Genomic DNA, 16,545 nt, shown 5'->3' with positions numbered 1-16,545 from the left:
GGTGAGAGCGGCAATCCTGAGTAACATTCTAAGCCACCTTATGTCTTGGGTTCTAGATGGGTTCATTCCCAGCCCAGTTGTTACATTTTTAAAACTTCTTCAATTTGCATCCGAGTGGCGTAAATTTCTCTACAGCTTTCGGTGTAACCTGCTAGAGGCTTAATGACGTAGCAATCAACCAAGGCTCTTTCTCTTGAGGGAGTAATGGGTTCAGGTCTTGTTTTTTGCTTACAGTAGCTCAAGTTTTACTTAGGCTGTTTTTTATGGTGGCAGGATAATGATTAGACTTAATTGCTCTTTGGAAAGCAGAGGAAACGGGTCGTTAACAAATATCGGCGGTTTGTCTATGAGGGAGGCGAGAAAGCCGCTTTATTCTCGGGTAAGCAAGATAGTGGCTAAAAGCAAAACCTGACCCTGAGTTGCACACAAATTTGCTCATCGTTCTGGTGAGTAAACTCCTTAAGCTATCCAGTCCCAAAGCTCTAAGCCCAGAGGCGTGATTCATAGAATAAAGATGAAAAACTCAACCAGCTAAAATGCAAGGTTTACAGGTATAGATGAAAGCCTTCTTATGGCTGGCATAAGTTTTTTGCTGAGCTCGTCGAGGGAAAGCTGGATGAGGAACGATAACAATAGCAAATTAGCTATTGGTCAGACCTAGAATCTATTAAAGCATTTGCTAGTGAAGATATAGATGTTGAAAAAATTTACCCAGAAGATGAACAATATGAATTAAAGCCAGATACGCATGTGACACATTATAAGGTTCGTGAAAATAGTTGGCTCTAATTAATGCTAGTGTTATTCAGATCACAGAATTATTATAAATACCTAAGCATCTTTATTTGTACGCTATAAAAAAATCCCAATGAAATGCAAATATTTTGACATCATTTAATAATTAATGTTGTCATTAGTTGATTTCAGATTTGGCGTGATGCCAAGTTCAACCATGTTATTGTTTATTTTATTTGAAACACTTCACTGATATGTGTCTCGTCATGCTTGGCTGTGGTCTAGGGAGGTGGCGATGAGTTAAGTTGGTACCATTAGCGCAGCCATCCGCTCAGCGCGAGTTATTTTTAATTCCTGCGGGGATGTTACTCGGTGTGAGATGAGTGATCGCTAAGCGAGTCGCTCTCTGTCTCAAATCAATTCTATCGACTTGCCCATCGCTCTATACATCGACTTACTCGCGCCTACTATCGACTCAAATAAGGTTATTTTTGTAGACCATAGAAGGCTAACAATTAGCAAACCGCATTGGTCGTGAGTGTTTATTGATACTTTTAACTACTGCGTATTAACGGGGGGGGGGGGATAGTTAAAATTTAGAATCTAGATCACAAATTTTGAATACAAATCTGGCTTTCTTTTCATTCTGGATTAAAGGCGTCTCGAACCTTACAAGAAGCAAATTGTCGATAACTAATATATTTTGTGCGCTAAATCTAAAATCGAGATTTTAAAAAAATAAAACAGTATTTTTATTTTGTTTTTCTTGTTAGTTTGTTTGTAGATATAGAGGGTTCCCAAATTATTTTTTTCAAAAAAAATGAAACGAGTATATGAGGGGGGAAACAAACTTTTTATGTTTTTTATATATCTAAAAATCAAAATTCTATTTGAAAATAGGCATCGGTTAGGAAACCGAAAATGTTTATTTTCAACATTATTCGGAGAATAAAATGAATAGAACGATTCTAGCTGCGTCATGTTTGGCGGCCAGTTTAATGACTGGATATTCAAGTGCAGCCACTATGGATATGGCAAGAGTGGTTATGCCTGCCAATGACGGTTGGGCTGCTGCTGAAGGTCCTGTTACAGGTGGAGCGAAAGCGACTGATGCACATGTTTATACGGTGAGCAGTCGAAAAGCGTTAGTCGATGCGTTGTTAGCTGCTGGCGACAATGCAAAAATCCTCAAAATCAAAGGTACCATCAACTTGTCATCTGATGATCAAGGTCGGGAATTGACTGAAGAAGATTACCGAGTTGCACCTTACAATTTTGAAGATTATAAAAATGCTTACGCGCCAGCAGTTTGGAACGTGAAGCCACTGATCAAGAAGCGTCCAAATAGAAAATTGACCGGCCCTCTTGAAGAAGCGCGTGTTGCCTCGCAAAAAAATCAGAAAAAACAAATCGTTATCGACATCCCATCGAATACCAGCATTATTGGTTTAGGCACTGATGCCAAAATCGTTAAAGGCATGCTACATATTGGCAAAGGCTCTGAAAACATCATCATTCGCAACATAGCCTTTGAAGATGCCTTCGACTACTTCCCAGATTGGGATCCAGGCGATAGCTTTAAACTTGACTCAAGCTACCCTGGCTGTCAGGCAGAATACGTTGATGTGAAAACCGGCCCACAAATGTGTTCAGGTGGCCGTTGGAACTCAGAGTATGATTTAATCTCTATCGCTGGCGGTAAACGCGTTTGGGTTGATCACTGTACCTTCTCTGATGGTGACCGTGCGGATTCAATGTTCCCACCGGTTTACCCATTCCCTCAGAATGAGATTACCCAAAAAGTTCAACACCATGATGGTTTGATCGATATTACTAACCAAGCTGATTTTGTAACTATTTCAAATAGCTACTTCCATGATCATGATAAAGCGTTTTTGATTGGTAATAGTGATAAGAAAAAAGCTGATACGGGTCACTTACGTGTGACGTTACACAGCAACTATTTCAATAATGTTGGCCAACGTATGCCACGTGTTCGTTATGGTAAAATTCACTCATACAATAACTACTTTGTAGGTGATGCATCTGGTGATGGTGTTGGTGATACACGTTATGCAAGACACGTAAGTTCTTTGAAAAACAAACCGCACCATAACATTTTGCGTCAAGCTTTGGGTGCCGGTAAAGAGTCTGCTATCTACTCAGAAGCCAACGTATTTGAAATCGCAAACGGTACAGCCGCTAATGCAATTGGCAACATGAAAGGCAAAGTAGCATTCGATACTGGCTCTATGTTCAATGGCAAGATGATTGATGTGATTGCTGAGGCAAATAAAGTGAGCAGCAAGAAGAAACAATTGTCTAAAGATGTCGGTTGGAAACCAACTCTTTATGGTGACGCGCCAGCGATGCCAGCAAGTGAAGTGGTTGAGTATGTGAAAGCAAACGCAGGTTCTGGTAAGCTTTAATCGCTTCAGAGCAAACCTTTAATATGAAAAGCCGATGCTAACGCATCGGCTTTTTTTATATCTAATTTTAAGCTCGCGATTTTCATTCATGTTTAGCGCGTTGGATGAGAGTTATAAACAACGCTTTTGTGAATAAAGCTAATCGACATCCTCTATTTGATTACGCATCTATATCAGAGCGAGCAGTATCAATTCAAATGGCTTTAAACAAGGTGCATGCTTACAGGCCTTCATCTTAAGGCGAGACCATGGAACGCAGCATAAAGCTATTTGAAACTTACCGACCAGATAACAGGACCAGTTTACCATTTGGTTTTGTTATTTCTAAGGGCTCCTCCATTGCGCTATTACTGGCTTTGAGTTCACCGCGTATTGCATTTTCAGGGGGACTCTCGCTGGTGCTTGTTGAATTTGATTTCACTCGGTAATGGCGACGTGTGGATAGCTTGGCTGGCGATGCTGAAAGGCTAAAATTTCTTCCTTTTGGATCACTCCGCGATCAATATTGATTGCTCGGCGAATGGTGTCACTGTTTTGCCAACTGGCGCGCCCCGCTGCGATCGCAGGGAGATGAACGATAAGCGCGGCAGAAATAGACCGAGAGGCGCTTTCCCACAAATAGCTTGGCGTATGGTCTACAGCGTAATAATCAACATTTTCAACGCTAAATATGGGATCTTGAAAGGTTGTGGGTTTAGCAAAATAAAATCCCATGCCATCGTCACAACTCACATCAATGATTAAGCTACCGTCTTTTAAGCAGGATTTTTCTGCCTCGGTGACAAAATGCACTGGATGATGGGTATCTTGATAAGTGCCATTAATAATAATGCTTGATTCACTAATCAGCTCTGCTAGTGGTCTTTCCGATCCATCGTGCTCGATGATAACCATTCGAGCTTCGCCCTCAGCTCCTTCTCTAAAAGTAACATAATGGCAATCAAGCACTTCTTCGCGCACTTCATGATCAGGACGTTGAATACAAATGGTAATATCTCTGAAGCCATGTGCTTTAAGTGCATAAATGGCACCACGACTTACCGCACCAAAGCTGAAGATAATCACTTTGCGTTGATTACCATAGTGTCCGTCAATGCCTTTCAGTTGCAGCGCATGAATCACCGCGCAGTAGCCCGCCATTTCGTTATTCTTATAAAAAGTATGTCGTCCGACTTGTCCTTGAGGGCCCCATACGTACATATCTTCGAAGGCTATCAAGGTTTGCTTGCGGTTAATTGCGGTTTGAGTGATAGCTCGTTGCTGAGTGCAATGCGGGTAACCCCAAAGAGTGCCGCCTTCTCGAAGTTGTTCAAAGTCGGCAAGCGTGGGTTTTGCAATAATGGTGGTATCCATGGTCTCGAGTATCTCATCTCGTGAGGCAAGCCCTGCTACTTGCGTGGTAAGTTCTGCATCGGACATTCCAAAACGTTCTCCGTAGCCAGTTTCAAAGGTTAGCTGTTTACGCAGTGCTTCTGGGAGTCGAGATAAATGCTCAGGGTGGATTGGAACGCGTCGTTCGTCTTGCTTTTTAGAGGTGCCTATTACGCCTATTGAAGATGTTTTCATAATATTTCCTTTGCTTGAGCGAGCGCGTCAGCAGGATGCTAACAATAAACGTCACAAGCTTAGTGGAGCTATATTGGTAATCGAGGAGGCTTGAAAATGAGAGCTCGTTGATGCGAGAGGGGATGCGAGTCATTTGATACCGTGGAGCGTAGTCTAACACAATTAAGCGCAAGTTTTCGGAGCATTGGCCAGATCCACTGGCGAACAAGAACCCAACTTGGCGAATAACTGAACCGTCATGCGCCTTGCAGGCGAGTCTTCAGCGCAATATTTTTTACTTAAAATATCTCTATTTTGCACTATTTAATATTTTTAACTGCGAATTAAATGTTGAACAAAAGTGAGTATTCAGCTTACCTGCCCTAAGGGATCTGCCGCCCCAAGAGTCAGCGGTGCTTGTTACACGCAGTATGTTTGAATTGAGTGATGAACATCATTGTTAGAGTAAATTTACTGGTATTTTGTTATGATTGGCGACAATTTGAACACACATAAAGGACATCTGATGATTGTAATTAAAACTCAACGGGCTCAGGATTTAGCTTAAGTCATTTCTTGTCAAAGCCCGTATCTCCGGGGCGTTTCACTACGTCTTAAAATTTCACAAATTATGTGTTTGGAGTAAGCTCAATGGGCACTTCTTTTTCTCTATCTCAACTAGGATGGAAACCTTTTTTTCAACAACAACTTCATTTCGACGAGCTCAGCTTATTTCGGCCTGCTCGAATATTTGAACAACATCGAAGCGAATATTTACTTGCTTCTGAACAGGGGCTGGAAAGGCTGGCGATTACCCCGAATATGCCAAAAATGGCGGTCGGAGACTGGCTGTTACTCGAGCAACGCCAGTTTGTTCGGCAACTTGAACCTACGACTCTGTTTCGTCGTAAAGCGGTCGGTTCGCGCGCCGAGTTACAGCTGATTGCGGCGAACGTAGATACATTGTTTTTGGTGTGCTCAGTGAACTATGATTTTAAGCTCAGTCGTATTGAGCGCTATTTGGCCTTAGCTCATGAAGTAAAGGTTGCCCCAGTTGTGGTGCTGACTAAAGTGGATCAATGTGAGTCAGCGGAATCCTACATTGAACAAGTGCAACAACTGGATCCAATGTTGCTTGTAGAGGCGGTGAATGCCTTGGATGCACAGCAAGTTAGCCAGCTAGAAAGTTACTGTGGCGAAGGGCAAACAGTGGCTTTTATGGGCTCGTCTGGTGTGGGTAAGTCGACCTTAATTAATACTTTGTTAGGCGAACCTACGAGTCTTACGGCTAGCATTCGAGAAAACGATAGTAAGGGGCGGCATACCACCACTGCGCGATCGATGCATATCATGCGGCGAGGCGGCCTATTACTCGACACGCCTGGCATGCGTGAACTGCAGTTGAGTGATTGCGAAGAGGGCGTAAAGGCTACCTTTAATGATATCGTTGAATTGGCCGCCCAATGTAAATTTGCAGATTGTCAGCACGAGCGTGAGCCTGGTTGTAAAGTACGTTTGGCGATAGAACAAGGCCAGTTTTCTGAGCGTCGTTTAAGTAACTATCGAAAACTGATGCGAGAACAACAGTTTAATGCTGCCAGTATCGCCCAGCGTCGTGCCAATGACCGAGATTTTGGTCGAATGGTAAAATCGACTTTGGCTGGTTCGCGAAAGCGTAAGTCACAGTACTGATTTGTGGTGACTTTATTTTTCGATATGTTGGTTAAGGTCGATTAAGGTCGATTAAGAAAACCAAACTCATAGCGTATGACGCTATGAGTTTTTTATTTTTGGCGAGCTGGAGCAGTACAAGGGCATCACATTTCTCGAAGCTAAATGGTCGATTGCGAGATCGAATATTGCCTTCGATTTATATCAACTAAGCGAGATATTGCCTAATCATGGTCGACTTTTAGTTAGCATTTGTTTGCTTAAATGATGTTCATCATTGCGCTTGGCTAAGTGATTTTTCTGGTTATTCAATCCGCCTGCGGCTTGAGAGTTAAGATGTGCTTTTTTCATTAACCAGTGGTTCATTTCATTTTTGGCAAAGGCGCTTGATTGCTCTGCGGCAACGTTATACGAGATTAAGGGGGCGTATTTAGCGTGATTATTATGTTTGAGTCGTCAAACAAATCACCTTTTGTCATAAAACTGTCAAACAACCTTGTTTAACTACCGCCGCATTTATACATAAGGAACATGAAATGAAGCAGATCGTTAAACCCCTCGTTTTCGCCGCAGCCACCTCGATGTTTTCTTTTTCTGTTTTATCGGCAGAAATTAAGAACGTCATTTTAATGATTGGTGATGGCATGGGCCCGCAGCAAGTCGGGTTATTAGAGCTATACGCGAACAATGCACCGCATTCTATCTATCGCGGTGAAACCACTGCATTGTATAAGCTGGCCCAGGAAGGCGTGATCGGTTCTTCGTTAACTAATCCAGAGGAGGCCATCGTTGTTGACTCTGCATGTTCTGCAACGATGTTAGCGACCGGGGTATATACCGCCTCTGAGGTGATCGGAATTAACTCAAATGGCGATCATGTAGAAACGGTGCTGGAAAAAGCCAAACGGATGGGCAAAGCCACCGGACTGGTTTCTGACACCCGTCTCACCCACGCGACTCCTGCAGCCTTTGCTGCCCATGAACCGCATCGTTCTTTAGAAAATGAGATTGCGTCTGATATGTTGGCAACTGGTGCCGATGTGATGCTGTCTGGTGGTATTCGTCATTGGATCCCTAAATCTACCAATGATAAAGGGGAGACTTATAAGGCGCTTGAGTTATTGACTCAGGGCGATGTGAAGCTTAAGTCTAAGCGTAAGGATGAGCGCAATTTGCTGAATGAAGCGCAAACCCAAGGCTACAGTTTGGCATTTAATAAAAATATGTTGGCAAATGCGTCAGGTGACAAATTATTAGGTTTGTTTTCTTATTCGGGGATGAATGACGGCATTGCTTATAGCCATACTAAAAATGATCCGAAACGCACTCAACCAACATTGAAAGAGATGACAGACAAAGCTCTGGAGGTATTGGCTAAAGATCAGGACGGCTTTTTCCTTATGGTGGAAGGGGGGCAAATTGATTGGGCTGGACATAGTAACGATGCTGGCACGATGTTACATGAAATGATCAAATTCGATGAAGCGGTCAATTCAGTTTATGAGTGGGCGAAAGGTCGTGAAGATACCTTGATCATTGTGACCGCAGACCACGAAACAGGTTCGTTCGGTTTCAGCTATTCTTCAAATGACTTACCAAAACCAGAAAAACGTACTGGCGAAGCATTTCAAAAACGCGATTATGCGCCTAACTTCAACTTTGGTAAGTTTGATATTTTAGACGGTTTGTATAATCAGAAAATGAGTTATGCAGATATGCTTGCTCAGTTCGACAAATTGGATAAAGCGCAACAAACTCCAGATCATTTAGCTGAAATTGTGAACGCAAATAGTGATTTTTCGATTACCTCTGAGCAAGCAGCTCATGTGATGGCAACCAAGCCAAATCCATACTATAAAAAAATGCATAGCTACTTATCTGCGAATGATGTGCCTGCTATTAATGACTTCGACGCGTTCTTCCCTTATAACGACCGCGGTAACGTATTAGCGCGCCAACATGCGACGGGCCAAAATACGGTTTGGGGTACGGGCACGCATACTCATACTCCGGTCAATGTTTTTGCGTGGGGACCGTTAAAAGAAATCATTCCGGTTTCTCGAATTATGCACCACTCTGAATTGGGTCAATATATTAAAGATATGGTGAAATAGTCGGCGGTTTTCACGCTAATATTTACACGATGTTCTTGTCAAACGGTGCTAAGCAAAGGTTTAGCACCGTTTTTACATTTATAAATAAGAATTAGTTTATGGAGAATGCGCAGTGACCGAACCGCCAGCACTGTTCGGATTATCCTTTAGGTATCAGAGCCCAAAGGCTCTATCGAGCGTGTTCAGTTCGCTGCCTGCACCTAGTCTGACGAATCATCAATAGTAACAACCCCAAGCCGATTAACCAGCTGCTTTTGGGCTCAGGTACGCTGACCGCCGCTAATGTTAAACCAGTAATGCGCTCGCGCTGGATGCTGGTTGTGTGATTATCGGTTTCGAAGTTTCGGCCAAAGAACTCGATTGAGACTATTTTATCAGCCTCTGTTTCTGCAAATAAATTGACATAGCCATAAGGCTCGCGTTTATTTCCGCTCACTCTCGTTGGGCTGCCGTAGTGCTCGGGTTCCAATACGGCTGCATCTAAAATTTGGTGAGTGGCAAACATTAAGTTTTCAGACTTGGTGGTAATACGCAATTGATTACCACTATCACCTGCGCTCCACCAAAAACCAAAATACCCGACGGCTTGGTCAAAACTTAATTTTACAGCGCTGTTATTCGGAATAAATAGGTATTTCCCTTCGCCAAATGCCCCCCCATAAACCCCAAATTTGTGGATCTTCGCGGTGCCTTTATTTACCGAGTAATAGCCAAAATCGGCTTGGTAACCCTTGGCTAGGCTGTTGTTCGATAGTAGGTCAAAATCTTCGGTGAGGGTTAATCCGCTCACTTGAGAGCTTTGAATGCCTGGTTTTTCGATACTGTAGATAACGCCTGCCTGGCTGGCTAATGAAGTGAATACTGTTGTTAGAATGCTTGAACAGAGTGTGAATTGCATGAGTATTTTGTGAAAATTTGATACCTTGACTGGATCGCGCTAGCGTTGGTGGTTTTAGGTGCTGTTGATTACCGAGTAATCCAGTTTCATGCCAGTTTTATTATATTTTTATTTTTCAATTACTTATCGCTTAGTTCTTATTGAAATAGAATACATTTCTCGAAATGCAAACTAGGTATTCGCTTTTTGCAAATTCGATTATTCTTTTGATAGTTCAAGGGGGAAGTACAGTTTGTGGGAGAGGGACTCGTTATTGACTTGACGGTGCTCTCTTGGTCACTGAATCGTTTATTTAATTGATGATTTGTATTTGTTAGCTTTATGACAGGAAGGAATCATAGAATAATTATTGTTCCTGATGATTTGTGAGTTTAAATTGGCTTGTACAAGGATAATATTGTATTAGTTGTTTGGTTATATATATGAACCACAACTAATACATGCAGTTCTACTTTAGAAAACGGCATTATATAAGTGTCTATTTTTAATGGGTTTTTGCCTGATTTGTGTTGCGGAAATCTACTTTTGTATATAGAATTGTTTTTATATTATTATCGCTAAGCAAAGCTTTAAAAATACCAGCCAATTAGATTTAAATACATCCGCAGGTTGTGCCTATAAAAATTTAATTACATGTTTAAAAATAACGTATGGGGCTTAGATGAGTCAGTTAACTAGCTTAAGTCATCAGTGTACACTGTGACATCTACCTTATGCCATCGTTCATCCGCTTGAAGGCATAAGTAAGCACTGCTATTTGCCGCGCACGACCCTGTTCCCTCCGAGAATGCAGTATCGGGTTGTTTGTGATCGGGATAATCATTGTAAACAACTCTCAAGGCTGGTCTGGCAATCGACCACTTAGTTCAGTTCAACTGGGGGAGCAATGGTCAACAAGAGGTGAGTGTTGCAGGCTATTTTAGATGAAGCAGCAAAGCTAGCGATTAATGCTTTTGATTCCTCACGCATTATGTCGGTGATATAAAAAAGCAACTGGCCAATGCTTAGATGGCCGTCAAGCTCCAATCAAGCGCTAAGATTTATCTCGCTCTGATGCTTAAACCAGATCGACAGCTATACCTTGTCGAAGAGTGTTTTCCGCTAGGCTTATATTCTTAGCAGAAGCCAGATACCAATACTTATTCCCAAGCGTTTTCTTGTCGCTGCGTGAACAGAGAACTCTCAGTAACCCTTCGAGTAAATCTGAGGGTGGTTTATTCGCATCGATGATGCGCCTGTGGGGACTTATTCGAATCGAACCATCGCTGCATTAGGCTTGGTATTCGTTGCGATGCGCTAAAATTATTTGTATATGCTGGCATTCAGGTGCGCATAAAAATAGCTCTAAATGGCTAGTAGCGGTTTCACATCGATAGGTGTCAGTTATTCGAGACAGCTCCCTTCAATTAGTTTTTATCAATTGGTGGAGCGGTATTTACTAAATGCTATTTTTAAATGAGTCGAGAATATATCGGACTCAAATAACGGCACTGGTCTATTGAATGCGATTTTGTATTGTAAAATATTGTTCTTTCTGGAATTGAACACTGTAGTCAACTCTATGCAAAGTTTAAATCCTCTGCAGCTGCCATATGGAATAGTGTTTTAATCTAGAATATATATTCTAGCGGTCTAATATATGGCATTTGTCTTATTCTAGGTATTTTGCTTATTCACAAAAAAATCACACCGGAAAAGTAAATGACTTCCCTCTGCCTTCATTGAGAGAAATTTATTAAAGGTTTTGCTTCTAAGCCCTTAAAAATCATCTAATATATATATAAACGATAAACGAGAGGGTAAGCAGAAGTGCTACAATAATTAATCTTTTATTTCTATCTCCCATCTAAGTCATATATTCATCCCGGCCAAGTTAGGTCGAGATATTGACTGTTTTCTGATTTGTGAAGTGATACATAGAGAGCTTATATGAACAAATTTAAACTTCAAATTGTTGGCACGCTCAGTGCCATTATCCTCATCATCGTAGTGCTGCTATCGAGTCTAAGTTTTAATTCTTTCAGAACAGAAAGTATTTATTTACATGAAGAATTACTTCGTGAAAGAACGATCACTGTTGAGACTAAATTGAATGAAAAACTCAAAGCTTATAAGCAGATGTTATCTTCGATTCAAGTTGCTCCTAAGGATTTTTCCGACGCAGGCCTATCTGAAAAATTGGTCACTGAGCTGAAGGCATTACGTCGTTCGATGGGCAAGATAGGCGATGGTGTTGCGGTATTTAACAGAGATGGTGAAGTGTATTTTGAAACTGGTAAAAAGCTTAGTTTTAATGTGAAGGATTTGAACCGTGCATTTTACACGGCCTTGTTCAAACAAGGAGAAAGCTTTTTTGTCTCGCCTCCTTTTGAGTCGAAAGAAAGTGGTAATACGGTTGTCGCGATTGCTTATAAGCTCAGCGATTCAGCAGCCGTGGTGGCGAATGTATATTTGGCTTCAATACTTGAAGATATTGCGAACCGTAAAGATATGGTTTTATACACCGCCGATGGCACTATTTTGCTATCCGCCTATCCAGATTTTGTCGGCAAAAATATCTTTACCAAGCGCCCTCTATATAAACAGTTTAGCCCAGAGTCACCGAAGTTATCTTACGAAAGCGAAGTGAATGGCGAAATGGTCGCCTTCACTGCTTTTTGGGGAAAACTTGAACAGGCGAATATGAACTTTATTACTTACATTCGTAATGATCAAATTCATGAGAGTGCAGATGAGCAGTTATGGACATCTATTGTTATCGGTTTGTTTTGTCTGATTATTGCTATTTTAGTTTTATTAGTGGCCTTGAATAAGCTGGTGATTAAGCCGGTTGGCGGCGCTCCCGATGACATTGCAGCTTTAATGGAAAGTATGTCGAAGGGACATTTAAGTCAAAATCTAAAGGTGACGGGTCAAGAGACAGGGATCTATCTTTCATTGGTGAATTTATCCAGACAACTGAATGAGTTGGTTAATAACTCTCGAAGCATTTCTGAAAGTGTTTCTTCGGCATCTCAAGAGTTGAATGTGGTTATGAATGAGACTCAGAACAATGCCAATCAAGAGTTGATACAAGTCGAACAAATCTCAACTGCGATTAATGAGTTGTCATCAACCTCTCAAGAAGTGAGCAGTAAGGCGGGTTTAGCGGAACAAGATGCCGAAAAAGCTCAAGCGAATGTGTCCAGTGGGCAGTTGGTTTTAGAAGAAAATATTCGTCTTACGGATCAAATTCATCACTCGGTAACAGAGGCTGCCACTATTGTGGAAGAACTCAGGCAGTTTGCTATTGAAATTGGCTCGGTCACTGAAGTGATTACCAGTATTTCGGAGCAAACTAACCTTCTGGCGCTCAATGCCGCGATTGAAGCTGCTCGCGCTGGTGAACAAGGACGTGGTTTTGCGGTGGTTGCCGATGAAGTGAGAAACTTGGCATCGAAAACTCAATCATCGACAGTCAAAATTCAAGAGATTATCGAAAAACTGCAATCTCAATCGGATAAAGCAAATCAGCATATGATTGGGAATGTAGAGTTGATTGAAGGCTCAGTAACTTTGGCCGACCAGATCAAAGCATCTTTTGAAGATATTTCGACAGCGGTCACATCTATTTTGGACATCAATAGCTTGGTGGCCGAATCTTCACAGCAGCAATTCATGGTGACGGAAGACATTTCGAAGATTACGACACAAGCTTTTGACTCCGTGAATCAAAATGTTGCAGCGGTGAGTCAGACTTTACAAGCATCGGAAGAGTTAGCGCAGCTGGCTGAATCGCAGAAAAAAGAGTTGTCTTTCTTTCATTAGTAAATCAAGTTCGCTTGTGTTCAAAACTTGGCTTGGTCGCTTGAGACGGCAAAGCCAAGGGCCGAGCACTAGGCCCATCATCGAGAAAGGCTCATGTCTTGCTGAGTCGTGGTGGGCTCGAATAGCTTGATTGGCGTTGATAGCCTTATGGCGGATACTTCAAGTCGCACTCAAGGGTATCTATCCTTATGCGAAGCATTGATTTAAGGACTGGCTTGCCAGTGTTTTTTTAGTGCTGTAACAAACTGTTGATCCTTATGGTCAACATTGGAAACGTAAAGTATAAACTCGCTACCGTCTTTTCGAATGACCGTCACGGTCGAGTTTTTGTTGACGGTTTTTGCCCAATCAACTTTAATCTGTCGGATCTCGCTATAGGATGCTAGCTGTTTGTTTATTCGTTGCTCATCGTCCTTCCAATAGGAGAACACATGGCGCTGGGTGAAGCCATTTCCATCATTTCCCACAAAGAATAAAGCATCACTATAAAAGTAATCTATTTGATCTCCGGGTTTAATAATGCCCTGACGCTGCATGGTTTTTATATCGTGGTCTAGCAGCCATGTACCTTTCACAACGGTATCACTTGGAATGACTCCAAATGATGAACTTACTTGAAACATAAATAATGGGGCCGTTAATATCGTCAATAAATAGTGGCGGAAACGCCACTTTGAGTTTCTCAACATGGCTGCTGAATCTGGGCCATTAATAAATAAAATATAGTTTGCTAAAGGAATCACGAGGGCAACACTAAGTAATAATGAAAGGAGTTGCCAATAGTCTGTATTAATGATGAATCCACTTGCTGAATAAATCAAAGCAAGCAATATTGCAAGCCATTTGTTGGGTAAGTGGCTTTGAGTAAAACGTTGCTCATTATCAGTTTTGAGTTTACGCCATAGTGGATAATACCAAAAAATACTGAAACAGGCTCTGGCCCAAGGCATTGAAGCGTTTTGTTCTTGCTGTTTTATATATTGAAAGTTCTGATAAAACCAATATACGGCGTATAAGCCAAAGCTCAGTACCCACATCAGGGCTAGCTTTACTATCGAGACTGGAAAGAACAGCGCTTCAGTCTGGTCGGCAGTGTGCTTACGATCCATGAGCCATAATAACATCACCAGTAAATAGAGCGCACCATATACCATAAGTACGGTGGTAGCTGTTAGATACTGCATCAGCCAAGCGAGCGTCGGATTACCATCAGCTGCTGATGAATGACTTTGAATGATGCTATAGCTGAGGTGGTCTTGGGTTTTTTGGATAGCCTTACGATAAGCTGAGTAATCTTCTGGTGATATATGATCCAGTTTACTTTGATATTGATAGATTAAACTTAGCTGTTGTTTCGCTTTATCGAATTTAACCTGATGACTGAAGTGAAAAAATGGATTGTCTTCAACAAAGCTCTCATTATCAAAATTCCAGTCGCCGTCTGTTAAATCGATATCAATGGTTTGTTCTACGCGATGCGGATAACTGAGATAAAGCGGGTCAATCCGGCTTAAATCATCGGGAACCTGAAGCGAGGAACTCACTAAATTCGCATAAAAATCGGCTTGAGTGCGCTGTTGTTCGGAGTCGTTTTGCCAAAAGTTTTCAATTTGGTATTGCTCGTCGCTGCGCAATATATTCAGTTCGGTGTCATCCGTATATCGAATGGCTTGTGATACTGATGTTTTTGGGTAATACCCCTGAAAAAACTTTAAATAATCTTGCTGGATTTGCTCGAGACTATTTTCGGCTAAACGCTGGCGCTGTCTTTCGGCATCTTTACCGATATCTTGGGTTGTTGATAAGAACTGGCTTGGGCCTTCATCGGCAAGGATAAAGTGGTCGTGAACCAAAATGCCATGCTTGGCCTCAGAGACTTGCATCTGCGTTAATTGCTGGTGGTCTTTTAATAGCACCAAGGCCTCGCCAAAATCGGCTTGGTAAATATTATCGATGTGACCATGTTGAAAATTACGGGTGGGATCGAGCCAATAACGCCGTCCTTTATATTCAAGATAGGTAATCACATGATCAAAGGCCTGAACGTTTGGCAAGATGCTATCCAATTTGTCTTCGGTATTTACTAGCGCCGGATAAGCCTTAAATCCTAATTCTTTGAAGAGTGTGAGTAATAATACGGTTTTGTCTTTACAGTCGCCGTAGCGATTACGCAGCGTTTCGAAAGCAGGGGTGGGAATGTGTGAGTTTTGGTTGAGCTCGATGGCAAAGTAGCGAATTTCATCTTGAACGAAACGTAATGCGGCTGAAATTTGTGCTTCTCGATCGTGATGCTGTGTTTGAATATCGCTGACTAAGTTTTTGATGTGTTGGTCGGCGATCATCGCATCTCGGTAGAATGGTTCACTCCAACGAGCGACTTCCGCCCAAGACTGAAGCTCACTAAAATAGACCTTTGCTCTGGGATCGAAGCCAATCGGTGTATTGTCCTCAATTTTTAGCGCTTTAATCCAATTTTTTTGGATCAGGTATTCTGTCCCATGAACTGTTTGATTTTGGATGACCTCTTGCTCAGTATTTTGTAACTGGTAGTAAAGTGGTGTGGCTTTGTTCCATAGGATCCGTAACGAAAATTTAGCCAAAGGAACCGACCAATTGAGTAAGCGTTGATAGGCAAAAATATTTTGGTAGGCTGGATTCATGCCCTGGATACTGTAACTGTATTCGATAATATCGCCGACGCGAATATCATCGAGAATGATATTAAGTGTCATTTCCCCCTGATAGACCAGTTTTTCCAATTCTTCTTCACGTTGGAGCAGCTTGATAAGTGCCGAGTTGCGTTTATTGATGGGCTGCAGGTCTCTAATCACTTGGACCGAATGCAAGCGCAATTGTTGGTAGCTAGGGTCAAAGTCGATATTGATTTGGGAGTTATTTTCGACCCCTGTTTGATTCACGATGTAATCAGCATAGTGATAGTAGAACTGTGATTGTTGCTCTTCAACCTTGAGCTGAGTATCCGCTAATAAGTAATAGACACCATTTTGAATTTGATTATTTTGAATAAGCTCGGGATCAGGGAGAGCGGTCTCGCTCACCCAGTTTGGTTTTGGTGCGGTGGGAATATGATCGTCGGCCTCACTCATCGCACAGAAAATCAACAGCAAGCAGAGTAATAATTGAAGGGATATTTTATGTTGAACAATCTTCATTTGCTGTGACTTTAATCCTTTAAAACAGCTAATTACATGAGTTTAAGATTTTTGTACATTTTGTCAGTATGCCATTAGTTTATAGTTGACTCAATAAAATCAAAAGAAACAGGCTCTTATGATCGAGTACAGCGGAATATACGTGATTAGGTGGTGCGATATAACAGTATTTA

At 41.8% G+C, this 16,545-nt stretch carries 8 protein-coding genes; 5 read left to right on the top strand and 3 right to left on the bottom strand.

Features of this window, described 5'->3' with window-relative positions:
• The first annotated feature begins 1,688 nt into the window (after positions 1-1,688).
• Together ACRRSX_RS17865 and ACRRSX_RS17860 are read left to right on the top strand one after the other, a co-directional pair.
• Entirely contained in the window at positions 1,689-3,164 is a 1,476-nt protein-coding gene (locus ACRRSX_RS17865) for a pectate lyase family protein (RefSeq protein WP_432451864.1), read from the top strand.
• A 248-nt stretch (positions 3,165-3,412) separates the two neighbouring features.
• Complete coding sequence (locus ACRRSX_RS17860) at positions 3,413-3,592, top strand: hypothetical protein (protein ID WP_432451865.1); 180 nt, start codon at positions 3,413-3,415, stop codon at positions 3,590-3,592.
• On the opposite strand, the gene ACRRSX_RS17855 is transcribed toward ACRRSX_RS17860, so the two are convergent.
• A complete protein-coding gene (locus ACRRSX_RS17855; protein ID WP_432451866.1) occupies positions 3,582-4,730 on the bottom strand; it encodes a N(5)-(carboxyethyl)ornithine synthase in 1,149 nt (382 codons plus the stop codon). The two genes, ACRRSX_RS17860 and ACRRSX_RS17855, sit on opposite strands and share 11 nt — an antisense overlap.
• Positions 4,731-5,360: 630 nt before the next feature.
• On the opposite strand from ACRRSX_RS17855, the gene rsgA reads away from it, so the two are divergent.
• Positions 5,361-6,401: a ribosome small subunit-dependent GTPase A gene (gene rsgA, locus ACRRSX_RS17850; protein ID WP_432451867.1), complete on the top strand. Its 1,041-nt coding sequence runs from the start codon at positions 5,361-5,363 to the stop codon at positions 6,399-6,401.
• 515 nt (positions 6,402-6,916) lie between these two features.
• Complete coding sequence (locus tag ACRRSX_RS17845; RefSeq protein WP_432451868.1) at positions 6,917-8,494, top strand: alkaline phosphatase; 1,578 nt, start codon at positions 6,917-6,919, stop codon at positions 8,492-8,494.
• A 169-nt stretch (positions 8,495-8,663) separates the two neighbouring features.
• Here the strand turns inward: ACRRSX_RS17845 and ACRRSX_RS17840 are convergent, their stop codons facing one another.
• Positions 8,664-9,392, bottom strand: coding sequence for an Npun_F0296 family exosortase-dependent surface protein (locus ACRRSX_RS17840; protein WP_432451869.1), 729 nt, complete (start codon positions 9,390-9,392; stop codon positions 8,664-8,666).
• Between the two features lie 1,929 nt (positions 9,393-11,321).
• Between ACRRSX_RS17840 and ACRRSX_RS17835 the strand changes: the two genes are divergently transcribed.
• A complete protein-coding gene (locus ACRRSX_RS17835; RefSeq protein WP_432451870.1) occupies positions 11,322-13,199 on the top strand; it encodes a methyl-accepting chemotaxis protein in 1,878 nt (625 codons plus the stop codon).
• Between the two features lie 203 nt (positions 13,200-13,402).
• Here ACRRSX_RS17835 and ACRRSX_RS17830 read toward each other — a convergent pair whose 3' ends face one another.
• The gene (locus tag ACRRSX_RS17830) at positions 13,403-16,372 is read right to left on the bottom strand and encodes a DUF3857 domain-containing transglutaminase family protein (protein WP_432451871.1); all 2,970 of its coding nucleotides are present in this window, start codon (positions 16,370-16,372) and stop codon (positions 13,403-13,405) included.
• Positions 16,373-16,545 lie beyond the last annotated feature (173 nt).

It is taken from the genome of Agarivorans sp. QJM3NY_30 (assembly GCF_050870855.2).
In the GTDB taxonomy this organism is placed as follows: domain Bacteria; phylum Pseudomonadota; class Gammaproteobacteria; order Enterobacterales; family Celerinatantimonadaceae; genus Agarivorans.
This window is presented reverse-complemented; position numbering and strand designations above follow the sequence as displayed.